The 20,092-nt window shown below is 61.9% G+C and carries 13 protein-coding genes and 1 pseudogene; 11 read left to right on the top strand and 3 right to left on the bottom strand.

All coding sequences use genetic code 11. From position 1 onward, the window contains the following. Positions 1–102 precede the first annotated feature (102 nt). Complete coding sequence (locus tag AC0IYH_RS22160) at positions 103–2,565, bottom strand: penicillin-binding protein 1A (protein ID WP_471836196.1); 2,463 nt, start codon at positions 2,563–2,565, stop codon at positions 103–105. A 220-nt stretch (positions 2,566–2,785) separates the two neighbouring features. Here AC0IYH_RS22160 and pilM point away from each other — a divergent pair, with 220 nt between their 5' ends. The 10 genes and pseudogenes from pilM (at position 2,786) to hemE (ending at position 17,181) form a co-directional block, all read left to right on the top strand. Continuing rightward, positions 2,786–3,439 (top strand): type IV pilus assembly protein PilM, encoded by a 654-nt coding sequence (pilM, locus tag AC0IYH_RS22155; RefSeq protein ID WP_471836194.1) that lies wholly within the window; start codon positions 2,786–2,788, stop codon positions 3,437–3,439. Continuing rightward, on the top strand, positions 3,436–3,990 hold the full coding sequence (locus AC0IYH_RS22150) for a PilN domain-containing protein (protein ID WP_116627449.1): 555 nt from the start codon (positions 3,436–3,438) through the stop codon (positions 3,988–3,990). Before pilM ends, AC0IYH_RS22150 begins: the two co-directional genes overlap by 4 nt. Continuing rightward, positions 3,987–4,958 (top strand): pilus assembly protein PilP, encoded by a 972-nt coding sequence (locus AC0IYH_RS22145; RefSeq protein ID WP_471836188.1) that lies wholly within the window; start codon positions 3,987–3,989, stop codon positions 4,956–4,958. The genes AC0IYH_RS22150 and AC0IYH_RS22145 overlap by 4 nt, the downstream gene beginning before the upstream one ends. Positions 4,959–5,107: 149 nt before the next feature. Then, positions 5,108–6,355: pseudogene (locus AC0IYH_RS22140) on the top strand (type IV pilus secretin PilQ); the annotation flags it as partial. Positions 6,356–6,359: 4 nt separating this feature from the next. Continuing rightward, entirely contained in the window at positions 6,360–6,878 is a 519-nt protein-coding gene (gene aroK / locus AC0IYH_RS22135) for a shikimate kinase AroK (protein ID WP_010213757.1), read from the top strand. A gap of 125 nt (positions 6,879–7,003) precedes the next feature. Further along, positions 7,004–8,104, top strand: coding sequence for a 3-dehydroquinate synthase (gene aroB / locus AC0IYH_RS22130; RefSeq protein ID WP_471836186.1), 1,101 nt, complete (start codon positions 7,004–7,006; stop codon positions 8,102–8,104). A 10-nt stretch (positions 8,105–8,114) separates the two neighbouring features. Beyond that, complete coding sequence (locus tag AC0IYH_RS22125; RefSeq protein ID WP_471836184.1) at positions 8,115–9,668, top strand: AAA family ATPase; 1,554 nt, start codon at positions 8,115–8,117, stop codon at positions 9,666–9,668. A gap of 351 nt (positions 9,669–10,019) precedes the next feature. After that, complete coding sequence (gene gltB / locus AC0IYH_RS22120; protein WP_116627443.1) at positions 10,020–14,465, top strand: glutamate synthase large subunit; 4,446 nt, start codon at positions 10,020–10,022, stop codon at positions 14,463–14,465. 32 nt (positions 14,466–14,497) lie between these two features. After that, positions 14,498–15,916: an FAD-dependent oxidoreductase gene (locus tag AC0IYH_RS22115; RefSeq protein WP_101265717.1), complete on the top strand. Its 1,419-nt coding sequence runs from the start codon at positions 14,498–14,500 to the stop codon at positions 15,914–15,916. A 197-nt stretch (positions 15,917–16,113) separates the two neighbouring features. Next, the gene (gene hemE / locus AC0IYH_RS22110) at positions 16,114–17,181 is read left to right on the top strand and encodes a uroporphyrinogen decarboxylase (protein WP_044270735.1); all 1,068 of its coding nucleotides are present in this window, start codon (positions 16,114–16,116) and stop codon (positions 17,179–17,181) included. A 122-nt stretch (positions 17,182–17,303) separates the two neighbouring features. On the opposite strand, the gene AC0IYH_RS22105 is transcribed toward hemE, so the two are convergent. After that, positions 17,304–18,518, bottom strand: a complete 1,215-nt coding sequence (locus tag AC0IYH_RS22105) for an MFS transporter (protein ID WP_471836192.1) — start codon at positions 18,516–18,518, stop codon at positions 17,304–17,306. 184 nt (positions 18,519–18,702) lie between these two features. Between AC0IYH_RS22105 and AC0IYH_RS22100 the strand changes: the two genes are divergently transcribed. Beyond that, complete coding sequence (locus AC0IYH_RS22100; protein ID WP_471836182.1) at positions 18,703–19,605, top strand: LysR family transcriptional regulator; 903 nt, start codon at positions 18,703–18,705, stop codon at positions 19,603–19,605. A 61-nt stretch (positions 19,606–19,666) separates the two neighbouring features. Here the strand turns inward: AC0IYH_RS22100 and AC0IYH_RS22095 are convergent, their stop codons facing one another. Further along, positions 19,667–20,086 (bottom strand): hypothetical protein, encoded by a 420-nt coding sequence (locus AC0IYH_RS22095; protein ID WP_116627440.1) that lies wholly within the window; start codon positions 20,084–20,086, stop codon positions 19,667–19,669. Positions 20,087–20,092: the final 6 nt, after the last annotated feature.

Here is a 20,092-nt window from a genome sequence, read left to right as displayed (position 1 = left end):
TGATTTACTTGAGCCTTGTGGAGATCTGAATGTGGGAGGGGGCAAGTCGAATCGTCGCACCGCCCCTCCCACATTTAGCACCTCATTTGGCTTGAGGTCTGTTTAGAACAAATCTATCGGCGCCGCCTCATCCGCCGGCAGCGGGCTGCCCGGTGCAACGCCATTGCCCAGCTCGTTGACCGACGGCGGCGTGTCTTCGCTCTTGAACAGCTCGAAGTACGCATTCGGCGTGCTTGGCGATGCGGCACGGCCACTGACCGGGTCGATGCGCAGGCTGAGGATGCCTTCCGGCTCCGGCTGGGTATGCAGCGGCTTGTCTTTCAGCGCCCCGCCCATGTAGCTCATCCAGATCGGCAGCGCGACGGTGCCACCGAACTCGCGACGGCCCAGGCTTTCCGGCTGATCGTAGCCGGTCCACACGGTGGTCACGTAGTCGGCGTTATAGCCGGAGAACCAGGCATCCTTGGATTCGTTGGTGGTACCGGTCTTGCCCGCGATATCCGCGCGGCCCAGGGCCAGTGCGCGGCGGCCGGTGCCTTTCTTGATTACATCTTCAAGGATGCTGTTGAGGATAAAAGTGGTGCGGCCGTCGACGATGCGCTCGGCCACGGCTGGCGCCTGCGGTTCGCCTGGGGCTGCGGCGTTGGCAGCCGGCGTCGTGCCTGGGGTCGGCTCGATGGTGATGCCGCCGTGGCTCGGCGCGGCCAGGCCATCGGTGGCCGCTACGCCGTTGACCACGTCACCCGGCACCCGTGGCGGGTTGGCGGTGAACAGGGTGTCGCCGTTGCGGCTTTCGATCTTGTCGATCAGGTACGGCGCGATCTTGTAACCGCCGTTGGCAAAGGTGCTCCAGCCGGTGGCGATTTCCATTGGCGTGAGGGTCGCGGTGCCCAGGGCCAGGGACAGGTTCGGCGGCAGATCGGACTTGTTGAAGCCAAAGCGCGTGATGTAGTCGATGGTCTTGCCCACGCCCATCGCCTGCAGCAAGCGGATCGACACCAGGTTGCGCGACTTGTATAGCGCCTCGCGGATGCGGATCGGGCCGAGGAAGGTGTTGGTGTCGTTCTTCGGACGCCAGACCTTGTCCAGGTACTCGTCGACGAACACGATTGGGGCGTCATTGACCAGGCTGGCGGCGGTGTAGCCGTTATCCAGCGCAGCACTGTAGATGAACGGCTTGAAGCTCGACCCTGGTTGGCGCTTGGCCTGGGTCGCGCGGTTGTAGTTGCTCTGCTCGAAAGCGAAGCCACCCACCAGGGCGCGGATTGCGCCGTTCTGCGGGTCCAGCGAGACCAGGGCGCCCTGGGCCAGCGGCACCTGGCTGAATTTGAGGCTGTCGTCTGGCAGGCGTTGTACGCGGATCAGGTCGCCGACTTGCGCCACATCAGACGGCTGCTTGGGCAGCGCGCCCATGCTGTTGGTGTTCAGGAACGGGCGCGCCCATTTCATGCTGTCCCAGGCCACATGCGCTTCGCCGGTGCGGGTCAGCACCTGCACGCCGTCTTTCTTCACCTGGGTGACGATGGCCGGCTCCAGGCCGCTGATTGCGCGCTGTTTACCCAGCTCGGTGGTCCAGGCGCTCAGGGTCTTGCCTGGCAGGCGCGATTCAGGGCCACGGTAGCCATGGCGCTGGTCGTAGGTAATCAGCCCGGAGTGCACCGAGGTGTTGGCGATTTCCTGCAAGTCGCTCGGCACCGTCGTGGTTACGCGGAAACCTTCGGTGTAAGCCTCGCTGCCATAACGGCCGACCATCTCGGCACGGGCCATTTCGGCGATATAAGGCGCGTTCACTTCCGGCGTCGGCACGTGGTAGCTGGCGTTCAGCGGTTCGGCGATCGCGCTTTCATACGCGGCCTGGTCGATCTTGCCCAGCTTGTACATGCGCCCCAGGATCCAGTCGCGCCGCTCTTTGCTGCGCGCCGGGTTGGCCAGGGGGTTGAAGCGCGACGGGGCCTTCGGCAGACCGGCAATCATGGCCATCTGCGCCAGGCTCGCGTCACGAATCGACTTGCCGTAGTACACCTGCGATGCCGCCTCGATCCCGTAGGCGCGGTTGCCCAGGTAGATCTTATTGACGTACAGCTCAAGGATCTCGTCCTTGGTCAACTGGCGTTCAATTTGCAGGGCCAGGAGAATCTCAGTGGCTTTACGCGAAAAACTGCGCTCGCTGGTGAGGAAGAAGTTCTTCGCCACCTGCATGGTGATGGTGCTGCCGCCGGATTGAATGTGTCCGCTTTTTACCAATTGTGTGGCCGCGCGCACCAGGCTGCTGGGGTCGACGCCATAGTGGTTGGCAAAATTATCGTCTTCGGCCGACAAGAGGGCGCTGATGAAATTCGGTGGAATGTCGGCAAAACGAATCGGTGTGCGGCGCATTTCGCCGAACTCCGCGATCAGCTTTTCATCGCTGCTGTAGACCCGCAAAGGAATCTGCAACTGGATGCTTCTCAGGGCCTCTACGGAGGGCAAACCCGGACTAAGGTAGAGGTAGGCCCCGCTGAGCACGAGCATCAACCCGCAGACGATCGCGACAATGGAGTACCCGAAAAACTTCAGCAGACGAATCAAGGCTTTTGGATTTCCAGAGAAAAGAATGAGTTAGGCGTCGGGGCATGCATGGCAAACGATGGATCAACCCGGGCGGTAGATAAAAAGCGGGGAAAAACGCTGGGCATTAAAGCATTTTCGGCTTGGGGCGTCATTCGCACCGCTCAAACAAGTCGACCGAATGCACGATGCCCAGTGCCAATCAGGCGGTATGACAGGTAAAGCTTTAGGGAGTTTTATGGGAAAGGGATTTTTCAGGCGAAAAGGCGAGGTCCTACTGGGCGTCGACATCAGTGACACGGCTATCCGGTTGGTCCAAGTAGGCCGTTCAGCTTCTGGTTACACCATTCAAGGTTATGCCACGCAGGTACTGCCCACCCAGGCGGTGGTCGACGGCACCTTATTGGATCTCGAGGGTGTCGGGCACGCCCTTGGGGCTGCAGTGTCTCGGCTGCACACCTCAGCGCGTGGGGCTGCCGTCGCCGTGGCCGGGCCATCGGTGATCACGCGGCTGATCGAGCTGGAGGCCGGGCTCTGTGATGACGAGATGACCTGGATGATCCAGATGGAGGCAGACCAGTACATTCCGTACCCACTGGATGACGTGGTCATCGACTTCCAGGTTCAAGGGCCCTCGCCCCAGGACCCGGCGCGCGTGCAGGTATTGCTGGCGGCTTGCCTCAAGGCGCAGGTGGAAGCCCGCGAGGCGGTTTTGGCCCTGGCCGGGCTGGTGCCAGAGGTGATAGACGTCGAAGCGTTTGCATTGGCGCGCGCTTGCGGTCAGGATTTCGCCAGCTTCACGCCGGGCCATCGCGTCGATGGTGCACAGTGGGCCGTGGATGCCCAAGGGATGGGAGTTGCTTGCGGGTTGGCCCTGAGGAGTTTCGCTTGAAGACACGAATCAATCTTTTGCCTTGGCGCCAGGCGCTGGCAGAGCGGCGGCGCAAGTACTTCCTCGCGTTTTTGCTGGCGTTCGCCGGTGTGGCGCTCGCGGCTGTGTGGCTGGCCGACCAGGTGATCGACCAGGCGATTGACCGGCAAGTGACGCGCAACGAGCACCAGAGCCAGGAGATCGGCGTGCTGGACGCGCGCATCAAGACCATCGACGACCTGCAGGCGCAAAGCCAGCAATTGGCGCAACGCATGAAGGTCGTGCAAGACCTGCACGACTCCCGCTCATCCGGTGCGCAACTGCTGGACCAGTTGGCGCGGGCGGTGCCCGAGGGTGTGCATTTGCATGAAGTGGTGGCCAAGGGTGACACGCTGAGCATCAGCGGCAGTGCCGAGTCCAGCCAGGACATCGCTCAACTGATGCGCCGCCTGGAAGCCTCTGAAGGTGCGCGCGCCACGCGGTTGCAACAGGTGCGAACCGAAGGCGCACGCGGCAACAATGAATTCCAGCTGATGGTGCGTCAGGGAGAGTCCACCGAGGCCCAGCCATGAGCCTGCCCAGGCTCGATATCTACGCGCTCATTCACAACGCTGCAAAATGGCCCCTGCCCGGCAAGGCCTTGCTGGGCTGTGCGCTGGCCGGCGTGGTGCTGGTGGTGGGTGAGTTCGCGTACCTGAGCCCGTCCCGGGAACGGTTGCACCAGGCCCAGGTGCAGGAAGTGGCGTTGCGAGAGCAACTTGCTCACAAGTCTGTGTTGTCCGCCGGCCTTGAGGCGCGCACGCACCAGCACCAGCTTTTGCAGGCCAAGGTCGACGCGTTGGTGCGCCAGTTTCCAGGCCAGTCGGAAATGCCCGGCGTGCTGGAAGACATCGCCCGCTCGGCGCAGGCCAATGGCTTGCTGATCGAAAGTGTCACCCCGCTGGATGAGCAAACTCGGTCGTTCTATAACGAACAGCCGGTGCAAGTCGCCGTAGCGGGCGCCTATCACGACCTGGCGACATTCATCAGCGGCCTGGGTGGCCTTGCGCGAATTGCCACGGTGCATGACCTCGCTATGCGGCGTGATGGCAAGCTGCTGCGCCTGGATCTGCTGGTCAGGACGTATTGGCACAGGCAATCCAGCGGCCGGCTGGGTGAGGCGATTGTGCAAGCGCAGTCGTTCGTCTACGACGGCTCTGGTCTGCGCGACCCTTTCCAGCCACTGGCTGTTCAGGTCGATCATTTGCCGGGGCGACAGGCACATGCACCGGACCTGGCCCGACCACGCGGCGTCCTGGAAGGCATTGCTGTGGATCAGTTCGAGATGGTCGGAACGCTGTCCCGTGGCGCCCAGACCTTTGCCTTGCTACGGGCTGCATCCAGCGTGTACCGCCTCGCTGTCGGCGATTACCTGGGGCCGGACCACGGCCGGGTGACGGCCATCCATGCTGGCCAAATCGAACTGGTGGAACTGTTCCCTGATGAGCGGGGCCAGTGGCTGGAACGCTCACGAACCCTCCTGTTAAACGTCAACTCATAATCGGAAGCAAAAAAATGAAAAGGACTTTCTCGTCCTTCGGTGTGGCGCTATGGATAGCGTTCACGGCACCGATGGCTGCTGCTGTGCCCAATCGTGTGGATCTGATCCAGTTGCCGCCCCCCGGTAACGCCAGATCGAGCACCTATAAGGGTGACACCCTGAACCTCAATTTCCAGAACATCGAACTGCGCGCCGCACTGCAGCAAATTGCCGATGTGGCGGGCCTCAACCTGGTGGCCGGCGACGACGTGCAGGGTTCGATCACCCTGCGGCTCAAGGATGTGCCCTGGGATCAGGCGCTGGACCTGGTGCTGCAGGCCAAGGGCCTGGATAAACGGGTGAAGGCCGGCGTATTGCTGGTGGCGCCCGCTGAAGAGTTGGCCGCGCGTGAGCTCTTGACGTTGGAGTCACGCAAGCAAATGGCGGATCTCGCGCCCTTGCGCCGGGAGTTGCTGCAGGTCAATTACGCCAAGGCGGCGGACCTGGCCAAGTTGTTCCAATCGGTGACCGGCTTTGAGGGCACCACCGATGAGCGTGGATCGGTGGCGGTGGACGACCGCACCAATAACATCATTGCCTACCAGACCAGCGAACGCCTGGAAGAGCTGCGGCGGATCGTGGCGCAACTGGATATCCCGGTGCGCCAGGTGATGATCGAGGCGCGGATTGTCGAGGCCAACGTCGATTACGACAAAAGCCTGGGCGTGCGCTGGGGTGGGCGCCTGGGTCGAGGTAATTGGGAGACGGGCGGCATTCGCAAGTCTGCGGCAGGCGCTACTGGTGCACTGCAGGCCTCGTCCAGCTCGCCGTTTGTCGACATGGGTTCGCTGACCGGAACCTCCGGGCTGGGCATTGCCTTTATCACCGATAACCTGCTGCTGGACCTGGAGCTGACCGCCATGGAAAAAACCGGCAATGGGGAAATTGTCTCGCAGCCCAAGGTGGTCACCTCCGACAAGGAAACCGCACGCATCCTCAAAGGCACCGAAATTCCCTACCAGGAGTCGACCTCTCAGGGCGCCACTTCGGTGTCGTTCAAGGAAGCCTCGCTGTCCTTGGAGGTCACCCCGCAAATCACCCCCGACGACCATGTGATCATGGTGGTCAAGGTCACCAAGGATGAGCCCGACTACCTGAACAAGCTCAACGACGTACCGCCGATCAAGAAAAACGAGGTGAACGCCAAGGTGCTGGTCAAGAATGGCGAAACTATCGTGATCGGTGGGGTTTTCTCCACTACCCAAAGCAAAGTGGTAGATAAAGTGCCATTTTTTGGCGATGTGCCGTATCTTGGCCGCCTTTTCCGGCGCGATGTGCTGGCGGAGAAAAAATCCGAGCTGCTGGTATTCCTGACTCCGCGTATTATGAATAACCAGGCGATTGCTGTGAGTCGTTGATTCTGTGCGAAATTTGATTCTTGTAGGACCGATGGGGGCTGGAAAAAGCACCATCGGCCGTTTGCTGGCCAAAGAGCTGCGCCTGCCATTCAAAGATTCCGACAAGGAAATTGAATTGCGCACGGGTGCCAATATCCCATGGATCTTCGATAAGGAAGGCGAACTGGGCTTTCGCGACCGCGAGCAGGCGATGATTGCCGAGCTGTGCGGCTGCGATGGCGTGGTATTGGCCACCGGCGGTGGCGCGGTGATGCGCGATGAAAACCGCCGCGCGCTGCATGCCGGCGGTCGGGTGGTGTATCTGCATGCGTCGGTCGAGCAGCAGGTGGGCCGCACCGCCCGCGATCGCAATCGCCCGCTGCTGCGCACGGCCAACCCGGAGAAAACCTTGCGGGATCTGCTGACGCTGCGTGATCCGCTGTATCGGGAAATCGCCGATCTGGTGGTGGAAACCGATGAGCGGCCACCGCGGATGGTGGTACTCGACATTCTTGAACGCCTGCAGCGGCTGCCACCCCGTTAAAGCCGGGCCCGAAATGCGCTATTCTCGGCGGCGCGCCAACACCCTCTGGGGTGTGGCGTAGAGCCATCAGGCGGCGTCGAATTTCGACATCGCCGGTCGTCAATACATCTTCAACGCGGGGACACATGCAGACACTTAAGGTCGATCTAGGCGAGCGCAGCTACCCGATCCATATTGGCGAAGGTCTGTTGGACCAGCCTGAATTGCTTGCACCGCATATCGCCGGGCGGCAAGTGGCGATCATCTCCAACGAAACGGTTGCGCCGCTGTATCTTGAGCGTCTGAGCCGCAGCCTGTCGGCCTATTCGGTGATCTCCGTGATCCTGCCCGACGGCGAAGCCCACAAGAACTGGGAAACCCTGCAACTGATTTTTGATGGTCTGTTGACCGCACGTCATGACCGCCGCACCACCGTAATCGCCTTGGGCGGCGGTGTGATCGGCGACATGGCCGGTTTCGCAGCGGCCTGTTACCAGCGTGGCGTGGACTTCATCCAGGTGCCGACGACCCTTTTGTCCCAGGTCGACTCGTCGGTGGGCGGCAAGACCGGCATCAACCACCCGCTGGGCAAGAACATGGTCGGCGCGTTCTACCAGCCCCAGGCCGTGCTGATCGACACTGCGACCCTTAACACCTTGCCGCCGCGCGAGCTGTCGGCGGGCCTGGCGGAAGTCATCAAGTATGGGTTGATCTGCGACGAGCCGTTCCTGACCTGGCTGGAAGAACACGTAGACGCCCTGCGCGGCCTCGACCAGGTGGCACTCACCGAAGCGATTTCGCGCTCCTGCGCCGCCAAGGCGCTGGTTGTGAATGCCGACGAACGGGAGTCCGGCGTACGGGCCACCCTGAACCTGGGTCACACCTTCGGCCATGCGATCGAAACCCACATGGGCTATGGTGTGTGGCTGCATGGGGAGGCCGTAGCAGCTGGCACCGTGATGGCATTGGAGATGTCGCAACGCCTGGGCTGGATCAGCGCCCAAGAGCGTGATCGCGGTATCCGCCTGTTCCAGCGCGCCGGTTTGCCGGTGATTCCGCCTGAGGAGATGACCGAGGCGGATTTCCTTGAACATATGGCGATAGACAAGAAAGTGATCGACGGTCGACTGCGACTGGTGCTGCTGCGCCACATGGGCGAAGCGGTAGTGACCGACGATTATCCGAAAGAGATTTTACAGGCCACGCTGGGAGCGGATTACCGCGCCCTGGCCCAGCTTAAAGGTTAATAAGATCCCGATGACTAGTTTGCATGCCGACGAGGCGTTCCTCGGCCATTACAAGTTAAGCCATGACCCCTTTGCTCCACGGGTACCTGGTTTCAAATTTTTCCCGGCCCAGCGCAAGCCGGTGCTAGGGCAGTTGCATCACCTTGCGCGCTACAGCCAGCTACTGCTGGTGGTCACCGGCCCGTTGGGCAGCGGCAAGACCTTGCTGCGCCAGGCGCTGGTGGCCAGCACCAACAAGCAATCGGTACAGAGCGTGGTGGTGTCGGCCCGTGGTGCCGGTGATGCGGCTGGTGTACTGCGCCAGGTGGCCCAGGCGCTGGACGTCGCCACCGCCGAGCCGAACGCGATCCTCAAGCAGGTTGTGCAACTGGGCCTGACCGGCCAGGAAGTCTACCTGCTGGTGGACGACGCTGAGCAGCTCGACGAATCCGCCCTCGAAGCGCTGCTGGCGCTGGCGGCGGGCACGCCGGAAGGTCGCCCGCATGTGTTCCTGTTCGGTGAGTCGTCGTTGATCGCCGAGCTGGAGCAGATCAGCGGTGATCAGGAGCTGTTCCACGTCATCGAACTGCAGCCGTACGAAGAGGAAGAAACCCGCGAATACCTGGCTCAACGCCTCGAAGGCGCCGGGGCCGGTATCGAACTTTTCACGGCAAATCAGATCTCTGATATTCACGAAAGCTCCGACGGCTGGCCTGGCACCATCAACCAGGTCGCCCGCGATGCAATGATCGAAGCCATGATTGCCAGCCGCTCTGCGGTCAAGCGTCCAAAGATGGGGTTCACCATGCCTAAGAAACACGTACTGGCCATTTCCGCCGTCGTTGTGGTCGCTGTTGCCGCCGCCTGGTTGATTCCAGGTCGTAGCAAGGCACCGACCACCGCCGGCGCGCCTACCGAACAGGCGCAGTTGCCACTGGGCAAGCCAACGCCAAATGTCGAGTTCGCCAACTCCGGCCAGCCGACCAACCTGCCGATGGTCGGTCAGCCAGTGATGCGCGGTCCGCTCGCCGAAGAAGCCGGTGGCATCTCCGAAGGCGACGACGGCGTGCCGGTGGAAGGCTCCAGTGCCACGCCGCCGACCGTGACCACTACCGCGCCACCTGCGGGCGTGCCAGCGGGTCAGCCGGCGGCCAAGCCAACCCCGGCGCCAACCGTTGCTACCGCCAAGCCAGCACCTGTCACCAAGCCTGTTGCGCCGGCCTCGGCCGCCAAACCTGCGCCAGCGGCCAAACCTGCTGAAAAACCAGCAGCCACTGTTGCCAAGGCCGGTGCCGCCGGTAGCGGTTGGTACGGCAGCCAGCCTGCCAGCAACTTCGTGGTGCAGATCCTCGGCACCAGCTCTGAAGCCAACGCCCAGGCGTTCGTGAAAGAGCAGGGCGGCGAGTACCGTTATTTCAAGAAAGTGCTCAACGGCAAGCCTCTCTACGTGATCACCTACGGCAACTTCGCCAGCCGTGCAGCCGCTGATTCTGCCATCAAGGCCTTGCCAGCGAAGGTTCAGGCTGGTAAACCTTGGCCTCGCACTGTCGCCAGCGTTCAACAAGAACTCGCAACAGCTCGCTGAAGGTCCGGCGGCCTTACCCAGGCCGCCCTCTCAGCACCTCAAAATAAAATCGCATGGCGTGCAGCCCCAAAGGCCGCGCGCTTTGTGGTGTCTGCGTCACGGTAGCTTTTGAGTCGTAGCGGTCAGAATTAAAAAAGTTTTGACTAGCACAGCATATCGCTTTAAACCTTTCATAAATGCGACATAGATTTGCGACATTTCGTCGCTAAATTTGTGAGCGTCTGTGTCGGTGTGTACAATGACCTCCCTTTTGCCCCCGCTAAGCCGGCGTACGTTCGGCGTGGAAGGTAACCGGTTGAATTGAAAAGAAATTTGCCTCGATATAAGAGGCAGCCTGGTGAGAAAGTGTCTATGAAAGCAGGTCTGTACCAACCCGATGAATTCAAGGATAACTGCGGTTTCGGCCTGATAGCCCACATGCAGGGCGAGCCCAGTCATACCCTTTTGCAAACGGCCATCGAGGCCCTGACCTGCATGACCCACCGCGGTGGGATCAACGCCGACGGCAAGACCGGTGACGGTTGCGGCTTGCTGATTCAAAAGCCCGACCAGTTCCTGCGCGCCATCGCCAAGGAAACCTTTGGCGCCGAATTGCCCAAGCAGTACGCCGTGGGCATGGTGTTCTTCAACCAGGACCCGGTTAAAGCCGAAGCCGCTCGCGAGAACATGAACCGCGAGATCCTGGCCGCCGGCCTGCAGCTCGTCGGCTGGCGCAAAGTGCCGATCGACACCAGCGTACTCGGCCGTCTGGCCCTGGAGCGCCTGCCGCAGATCGAGCAAGTGTTCATCGCAGGCGACGGCCTGAGCGACCAGGACATGGCGATCAAGCTGTTCACCTCGCGTCGTCGCTCGTCCGTGGCCAACGCTGCCGACACCGAACACTACATCTGCAGCTTTTCCCACAAGACCATCATTTATAAAGGCCTGATGATGCCGGCGGATCTGACCGCCTTCTATCCAGACCTGAGCGATGAGCGCCTGCAAACCGCAATCTGCGTGTTCCACCAGCGCTTCTCCACCAACACCCTGCCGAAATGGCCGCTGGCCCAGCCATTCCGCTTCCTCGCCCACAACGGCGAGATCAACACCATCACCGGCAACCGCAACTGGGCCGTGGCCCGTCGCACCAAGTTCGCCAACGACTTGATGGACCTGGAAGAGCTCGGCCCGCTGGTCAACCGCGTGGGTTCCGACTCCTCCAGCATGGACAACATGCTCGAACTGATGGTCACCGGCGGCATCGACCTGTTCCGTGGCGTGCGTATGATCATTCCGCCTGCGTGGCAGAACGTCGAAACCATGGACCCGGACTTGCGTGCGTTCTACGAGTACAACTCGATGCACATGGAGCCGTGGGACGGCCCGGCCGGCGTGGTCATGACCGACGGCCGCTACGCGGTGTGCCTGCTCGACCGTAACGGTCTGCGCCCGGCACGTTGGGTCACCACCACCAACGGTTTCATCACCCTCGCCTCGGAAATCGGCGTGTGGGACTACAAGCCCGAAGACGTGATCGCCAAAGGCCGCGTAGGCCCAGGCCAGATCCTGGCCGTGGACACCGAAACCGGGCAGATTCTCGACACCGACGCCATCGACAACCGCTTGAAGTCGCGTCACCCGTACAAGCAATGGCTGCGCAAGAACGCCCTGCGCATCCAGGCGACCATGGAAGACAACGACCACGGTTCGGCTTTCTATGACGTGGACCAGCTCAAGCAGTACATGAAGATGTACCAGGTCACGTTCGAAGAGCGCGACCAAGTGCTGCGCCCGCTCGGCGAGCAAGGCTACGAGGCCGTCGGCTCCATGGGCGACGATACGCCGATGGCCGTGCTGTCCCAGCGCGTGCGCACGCCGTACGACTATTTCCGCCAGCAGTTCGCCCAGGTGACCAACCCGCCGATCGACCCGCTGCGCGAAGCCATCGTGATGTCGCTGGAAGTGTGCCTCGGTGCCGAGCGCAATATCTTCCAGGAATCGCCTGAGCACGCTTCCCGCGTGATCCTCAGCTCGCCAGTGATTTCGCCGGCCAAGTGGCGCTCGTTGATGACCCTGGATCGCCCGGGCTTCGACCGCCAGATCATCGACCTGAACTACGACGAAAGCCTCGGCCTTGAAGCCGCTGTGCGCAACGTCGCTGACCAGGCCGAAGAAGCCGTGCGCGCCGGTCGTACCCAGATCGTGCTGACCGACCGTCACATCGCCCCGGGCAAGCTGCCGATCCACGCTTCCCTGGCCACCGGCGCGGTACACCACCGGCTGACCGAAAAAGGCCTGCGTTGCGACTCCAACATCCTTGTGGAAACCGCCACTGCCCGCGACCCGCATCACTTTGCGGTATTGATCGGCTTCGGCGCCTCGGCCGTTTACCCTTTCCTCGCGTACGAAGTGCTCGGCGACCTGATCCGTACCGGTGAAGTACTGGGCGACCTCTATGAGGTGTTCAAGAACTACCGTAAGGGCATCACCAAGGGCCTGCTGAAGATCCTGTCGAAGATGGGCATCTCCACCGTCACCTCCTACCGTGGTGCACAGCTGTTCGAAGCCATCGGCCTGTCCGAAGAAGTTTGCGATTTGAGCTTCCGTGGCGTGCCGAGCCGCATCAAGGGCGCGCGTTTCGTCGATATCGAAGCCGAGCAGAAAGCCCTGGCCGCCGAAGCCTGGAGCGCGCGCAAGCCGATCCAGCAAGGCGGCCTGCTCAAGTTCGTGCACGGTGGCGAATACCACGCGTACAACCCGGACGTGGTGAGCACCCTGCAAGCCGCCGTGCAGCAGGGCGACTACGCCAAGTTCAAGGAATACACCTCGCTGGTGGATAACCGCCCGGTGTCGATGATCCGCGACCTGTTCAAGGTGAAGACCCTGGACACGCCGATGGACATCAGCGAAGTCGAGCCGCTGGAATCGATCCTCAAGCGCTTCGACTCCGCCGGTATTTCCCTCGGCGCCTTGTCGCCTGAGGCTCACGAAGCCCTGGCCGAAGCCATGAACCGCCTGGGTGCGCGTTCCAACTCCGGCGAAGGCGGCGAAGACCCGGCGCGCTACGGCACCATCAAGAGTTCGAAAATCAAGCAGGTTGCCACTGGCCGCTTTGGCGTAACCCCGGAATACCTGGTCAACGCCGAAGTGCTGCAGATCAAGGTGGCCCAGGGCGCCAAGCCCGGTGAAGGCGGGCAACTGCCTGGCGGCAAGGTAAACGGTCTGATCGCCAAGCTGCGTTATGCAGTGCCGGGCGTGACGCTGATCTCGCCTCCACCGCACCACGACATCTACTCGATTGAAGATTTGTCGCAGCTGATTTTCGACCTCAAACAAGTCAATCCCAAGGCGCTGGTCTCGGTGAAACTGGTCGCAGAAGCCGGCGTAGGCACCATCGCCGCCGGTGTGGCCAAGGCCTATGCCGACCTGATCACCATCTCCGGCTACGACGGCGGCACCGGCGCTTCGCCGCTGACCTCGATCAAGTACGCCGGCGCACCCTGGGAACTCGGCCTGGCCGAAACCCACCAGACCCTGCGCGGCAACGACTTGCGCGGCAAGGTGCGGGTACAAACCGACGGCGGCCTGAAAACCGGCCTCGACGTGATCAAGGCCGCGATCCTCGGCGCCGAGAGCTTCGGCTTCGGCACCGCGCCAATGATCGCCCTGGGCTGCAAATACCTGCGCATCTGTCACTTGAACAACTGCGCCACCGGCGTCGCCACTCAGAACGAGAAGTTGCGCAAGGATCACTACATCGGCACCGTCGACATGGTGGTGAATTTCTTCACCTACGTCGCCGAAGAAACCCGTGAGTGGCTGGCCAAGCTGGGCGTGCGTTCCCTGGAAGAGCTGATCGGGCGTACCGACCTGCTGGAAATCCTCCAGGGCCAGACCGCCAAGCAGCACCATCTGGACCTGACGCCGCTGTTGGGCAGCGATCACATCCCGGCGGACAAACCGCAGTTCTGCGGGGTTGAGCGTAACCCGCCGTTCGACAAAGGCCTGTTGGCCGAGAAGATGGTCGACATGGCCGGTTCCTCGATCAATGACGCCAGCGGTGGCGAATTCGCCCTGGATATCTGCAACTGCGACCGTTCCATCGGCGCACGCATCTCCGGCGAAATCGCACGCAAGCACGGCAACCAGGGCATGGCGAAAGCGCCGATCACCTTCCGCTTCAAGGGCACTGCGGGCCAGAGCTTTGGCGTGTGGAACGCCGGCGGCCTGCACATGTACCTGGAAGGCGACGCCAACGACTACGTGGGCAAGGGCATGACCGGCGGCAAGCTGGTGATCGTTCCGCCAATCGGCAGCGTCTACAAGTCGCAGGAAAGCGCGATCATCGGCAACACCTGCCTGTACGGCGCTACCGGCGGCAAGCTGTTCGCCGCCGGCACCGCCGGTGAGCGTTTCGCCGTGCGTAACTCCGGTGCCCACACCGTGGTGGAAGGCACGGGCGATCACTGCTGCGAGTACATGACCGGGGGCTTTGTCGCGGTACTGGGCAAGACCGGTTACAACTTCGGTTCGGGCATGACCGGCGGTTTCGCCTACGTGCTCGACCAGGACAACACCTTCGTCGACAAGGTCAACCACGAGTTGGTCGAGATCCAGCGGATCAGCGGCGAAGCCATGGAATCCTACCGGAACCACTTGCAGCACGTGCTGGACGAGTATGTCGAGGAGACCGGCAGCGAATGGGGGCGTAACCTCGCCGAAAACCTCGATGATTACCTGCGTCGTTTCTGGCTGGTCAAGCCCAAGGCTGCCAACCTGAAATCGTTGCTTTCCAGCATCCGTGCCAACCCGCAGTGATATGCGCCTGAAGAGTTTGATGAGGTTTTAACATGGCTGAACGTCTGAATAACGACTTCCAGTTCATCGATGTCGGGCGCAAAGATCCGAAGAAGAAACTGTTGCGTCAACGCAAGAAAGAGTTCGTGGAGATCTACGAACCCTTCAAGCCCCAGCACTCGGCCGATCAGGCCCACCGCTGCCTGGGGTGCGGTAACCCGTATTGCGAATGGAAGTGCCCGGTGCACAACTTCATTCCCAACTGGCTCAAATTGGTGGCCGAGGGCAACATCCTCGCCGCCGCCGAGCTGTCGCACCAGACCAACACCCTGCCGGAAGTATGCGGCCGGGTGTGCCCGCAGGACCGTCTGTGCGAGGGTGCGTGCACCCTCAACGACGGCTTCGGCGCGGTGACCATCGGTTCGGTGGAGAAGTACATCACCGACACCGCGTTCGCCATGGGCTGGCGCCCGGACATGTCCAAGGTCAAGCCGACCGGCAAGCGCGTCGCGATCATCGGTGCGGGCCCGGCGGGCCTGGGCTGTGCCGACGTGCTGGTGCGTGGCGGCGTGACCCCGGTGGTGTTCGACAAGAACCCGGAAATCGGTGGCCTGCTGACCTTCGGCATCCCCGAGTTCAAGCTGGAAAAGACCGTGCTGAGTCACCGTCGTGAAGTCTTCACCGGCATGGGTATCGAGTTCCGTCTCAATACCGAAATCGGCAAAGACATCACCATGGAGCAACTGCTCGAAGAATACGATGCCGTGTTCATGGGCATGGGCACCTACACCTACATGAAGGGCGGCTTTGCCGGTGAGGATCTGCCGGGCGTGTATGACGCGCTCGACTTCCTGATCGCCAACGTCAACCGCAACCTGGGTTTTGAAAAGTCGCCGGAAGATTTCGTCGACATGAAAGGCAAGAAGGTGGTGGTGCTGGGCGGTGGTGACACCGCGATGGACTGCAACCGCACGTCGATCCGCCAGGGCGCCAAGTCGGTGACCTGTGCGTACCGTCGTGACGAAGCCAACATGCCCGGCTCGCGCAAAGAGGTGAAGAACGCCAAGGAAGAAGGCGTGAAATTCCTCTACAACCGCCAGCCGATCGCCATCGTCGGCGAAGACCGCGTCGAAGGCGTGAAGGTGGTCGAGACCCGTCTCGGCGAACCGGACGCCCGTGGCCGTCGCAGCCCCGAGCCGATCCCGGGTTCCGAAGAGATCATCCCGGCTGACGCCGTGGTCATCGCCTTCGGTTTCCGTCCAAGCCCGGCGCCGTGGTTCGAGCAGTTCGAAATCCAGACCGACAGCCAGGGCCGCGTCGTCGCCCCGGAACAAGGCCAGTACAAGCACCAGACCAGCAACCCGAAAATCTTCGCCGGTGGCGATATGGTGCGCGGCTCTGACCTGGTAGTCACCGCGATCTTCGAAGGTCGTAACGCGGCTGAAGGGATCCTGGATTACCTGCAGGTCTGATCCCGATCCCAGGTTGAAATGGGATCAAAATGTGGGAGGGGCGGTGCGACGATTCGACTTGCCCCCTCCCACATTTGTTTTGCGCAATGTTCAAGACTCCGCGACAAATTGACCCGATAGACAAAAGGCACGGCTCACTCCGTGCCTTTTGCGTCGCGCTCTGAGAAAATGCCCGCACTTTTTTTGCGGATGCCGACATGACTGCCCTCAAGAACGACCGTTTCCTTCGTGCCCTGCTCAAGCAACCCGTGGACGTCACCCCCGTGTGGATGATGCGCCAGGCCGGTCGCTACCTGCCGGAATACCGCGCCAGCCGCGCCAACGCCGGCGATTTCATGAGCCTGTGCATGAACCCGGAGTTCGCCTGCGAAGTCACGATGCAGCCGCTGGACCGCTACCCACAACTGGACGCGGCCATCCTCTTCTCCGATATCCTCACCATCCCCGACGCCATGGGCCAAGGCCTGTACTTTGAAACCGGCGAAGGCCCGCGCTTCAAGAAAGTCGTCAGCACCCTGGCCGATATCGAAGCGCTGCCGATCCCCGATCCGCACAAAGACCTTGGCTACGTGATGGACGCCGTGAGCACCATCCGCCGCGAGCTGAACGGCCGCGTGCCGTTGATCGGCTTCTCCGGCAGCCCATGGACCCTGGCCACCTACATGGTCGAAGGCGGCTCGTCGAAAGACTTCCGCAAGACCAAGGCCATGCTCTACGACAACCCGCAAGCCATGCACCTGCTGCTGGACAAGCTCGCGCAGTCGGTCACCAGCTACCTCAACGGCCAGATCATGGCCGGCGCGCAAGCGGTGCAGATCTTCGACACCTGGGGCGGCAACCTGTCGGCGGCGGCGTACCAGGAATTCTCCCTGGCCTACATGCGCAAGATCGTCAGCGGCCTGATCCGCGAACACGAAGGCCGCAAAGTGCCGGTGATCATGTTCACCAAGGGCGGCGGCCTGTGGCTGGAAAGCATTGCCGACGCCGGTGCCGACGCACTGGGCCTGGACTGGACCTGTGATTTGGGCGAAGCCCGTCGTCGCGTCGGCAACCAGGTCGCGCTGCAAGGCAACATGGACCCGACCGTGCTGTACGCCAAGCCAGAAGCGATCCGCACCGAAGTCGGCCGTATCCTGGCCAGCTACGGCAAGGGCAGCGGGCACGTGTTCAACCTCGGCCATGGCATCACCCCGGAAGTGAACCCGGAGCATGCGGGTGCGTTTCTGCGCGCGGTGCACGAACTCTCCGCGCAATACCACGAGTAACACGCAGAGCAAAAATGTGGGAGGGGGCTTGCCCCCGATGGCGGAGTGTCAGTCACCAGATTCATTGACTGACACACTGCCATCGGGGGCAAGCCCCCTCCCACATTTAAAACAAAATTCCGTCAGGCCTTCACATGCCCCAACGGCGGCAACTTCGCCAGCTTCAATGCCACCAGCAACGCCCCGATCAACAACGCCACAATAAACGCCCCTATCCCGTTCCACCCGGCAAAGTGCCAGAAGAACCCGCCCGCCGTCCCCGCAATACTCGACCCCACGTAGTAGCAGAACAGGTACAGCGACGACGCCTGCCCCTTGGCCTTCACCGCGCGGCGGCCGATCCAGCTGCTGGCCACCGAGTGGGCGCCGAAGAAGCCGAAGGTAAAGATCAACATGCCCGGCACCACCAGCCATAGCGGGGTGAACAGGGTCAGAACCATGCCCGCGAGCATCAGCACGATGGTCGCCCACAGCACGCGACGGCGCCCGAGGCGGTCGGCCAGGGAGCCGATTTTCGCCGAGCTATAGATGCCCGAGAGGTACACCAACGACAGCAGGCCGACCACGGCCTGGCTCAGGTCATACGGGTCGGCCAGCAGGCGGTAGCCAATGTAGTTGAACATCGTCACGAACGCGCCCATGAGCAGGAAGGCTTCAAGGAACAGCCACGGCAGGCCGGCGTCCTTGAAGTGCATGACAAAGCCATCCACCAGGCTGCGCGGCTTGAGGCTGTTGGCGCGGAAGTTGCGCGATTCGGGGAGGATCTTCCAGAACACCGTGGCCGCGATCAGCGCCAGGGCGCCGATGATCAGCGTTGCGGTGTGCCAACTGACGAAGTCGATCAGCACGCCCATGATCAGCCGCCCGCTCATGCCGCCAATCGCGTTGCCGCCGATGTACAGGCCCATGGCCAGGCCGATGTGCTGCGGGTGGATCTCTTCGCTCAGATAGGTCATCGCCACCGCAGCCAGGCCGCTGAGGGAAAGCCCCACCAGCGCGCGCATCAGCAGGATGCCTTCCCAGGACGGCATCAGGCCGCTGGCGATGGTGGCCAGGGCCGCGCAGAACAGCGCGGCGACCATCACCGGCTTGCGCCCCAGGGTGTCGGAAATCGGCCCGGTGATCAGCAGGCCCAGGGCCAACATCGCGGTGGCCACCGACAGGATCAGGCTGCTCTGCGCCGCATTGATGGAAAACTCATGGGACAGCGCCGGCATCATCGGTTGCACGCAATACAGCAAAGCAAACGTGGCAAAACCGCCGGAGAACAGCGCCAGCACCGTGCGCATGAACATCGGCGTGCCTTTTTCGATGTACTGCTCGTTGAGTTGCGCCACGACTTCATCGAGGGCGGTGGGCGGGACGTCTTGAGCGAGTGGAGCGACAGCAGATTTCACGGGGACCTCGGGGAGGGAAAGCCGGCCAGGGCGAGCAATGCAAAAAAGAATATAGCTGCCTAATGATTCTTTCCAATATATTGTTCGACCTGTTTGAGAGCTTTTACGACCTAATGAGGTTTGCATGGAATTGCGTCATCTGCGGTACTTCATCGCCGTCGCCGAAGAACTGCATTTTGGCCGCGCCGCGCAGGTTCTGGGCCTCTCGCAACCGCCCCTGAGCCAACAGATCCAGGCGCTGGAGCAGGAAGTCGGCGCGCGCTTGTTCGAGCGCACCAATCGTCGGGTGGAACTGAGCGAGGCGGGGCGGTTGTTCCTGCATGAGGCGCGGCTGGTGCTGGCCCAGGTCGACAAGGCCGCCGATGTGGCGCGCCGCGCGCAATTGGGTGAGCTGGGCGAATTGAAGATCGGCTTCACCTCGTCGGCACCGTTCAACTCCAGCATCCCGCAGGCGATCTTCGCGTTTCGCCAGGCCTTCCCGGCCGTGCACCTGAACCTGCAGGAGATGAGCAGCACCGAGGTCGCCGAGTCGCTGGTGGACGAATCGATCCAGGTAGGCCTGATGCGCCCGCTGCCGTTGCCGGACTCGTTGAGTGTTATCGAGTTGATGCGCGAACCGCTGGTCGCCGTGCTGAACGCCGGCCACTCGCTGGTGGAAGGCAGCGAGCGCGGCTTGCACCTGGCGCAACTGGCGGACGAACCTTTTGTGTTTTTCCCACGTACCTACGGCAGCGGCCTGTACGCCCAACTGCTCAACCTGTGCCGTGACGCCGGCTTCAGCCCGCACGTTGCCCAGGAAGCCGGGGAGGCGATGACCATCATCGGCCTGGTGGCGGCGGGGCTGGGGGTGTCGGTGTTGCCGGCGTCTTACCAGCGCATACGCATCGACGGCGTGGTCTACCGTACCCTGCTCGATCAGGAGGCGGTGACGGCCGTGTGGCTGGTACAACGCAAAGGCGCGCAAACGCCGATGGCGAAGGCGTTTGTGGAGCTTTTAGTGGCGAATGGGGCTGATGTAGGTAGCTAGCTTGTTGTGGTAAGTGAGCTTGTGTGGCGAGCGAGCTTGCTCGCCACAGGTACTGCTCCGCTCAATTCTGCGGCGAAGTATTCGCTTCATTCACGCCGTAGTTGCGCAGGCCCGCGAGGATGTCGCGGTCGAGCATGCTCACCCAGCGGTTGTAGTTGCGGTGAATCTTGCCGTCCTTGTAGCCCAGGTCGCGGCTGTCGCGGTAGGTGATGGCGTAGCCGGTGCGGGTGTAGCGGATGTCGATGGCGGCATAGAATTGGTTGCGCACGGTGATTTCGGCTTGCACCAGTTGCGGGCTCAGGCGTTGCACGGTCCATTCACGTTTTTGCAGGGCGGCGACGATCACCTGTTTGATTTTCTCTTCGCTGGCCTGGGTGTTGGCCGGCAGGTCGTGCTGGGTGTTGAGTATCGGTTTGCTGGTGCAACCGGCGGTGGTCAGCAGGGCCAGGGTGATCAGGGTAGCGCGTAGCAAGGAAGACATTCCGTA

The sequence above is a fragment of the Pseudomonas sp. AC463 genome (genome assembly GCF_979253585.1).
The sequence above is the reverse complement of the archived record's forward strand: the minus strand, read 5'-3'. Positions and strand labels throughout refer to the sequence as shown.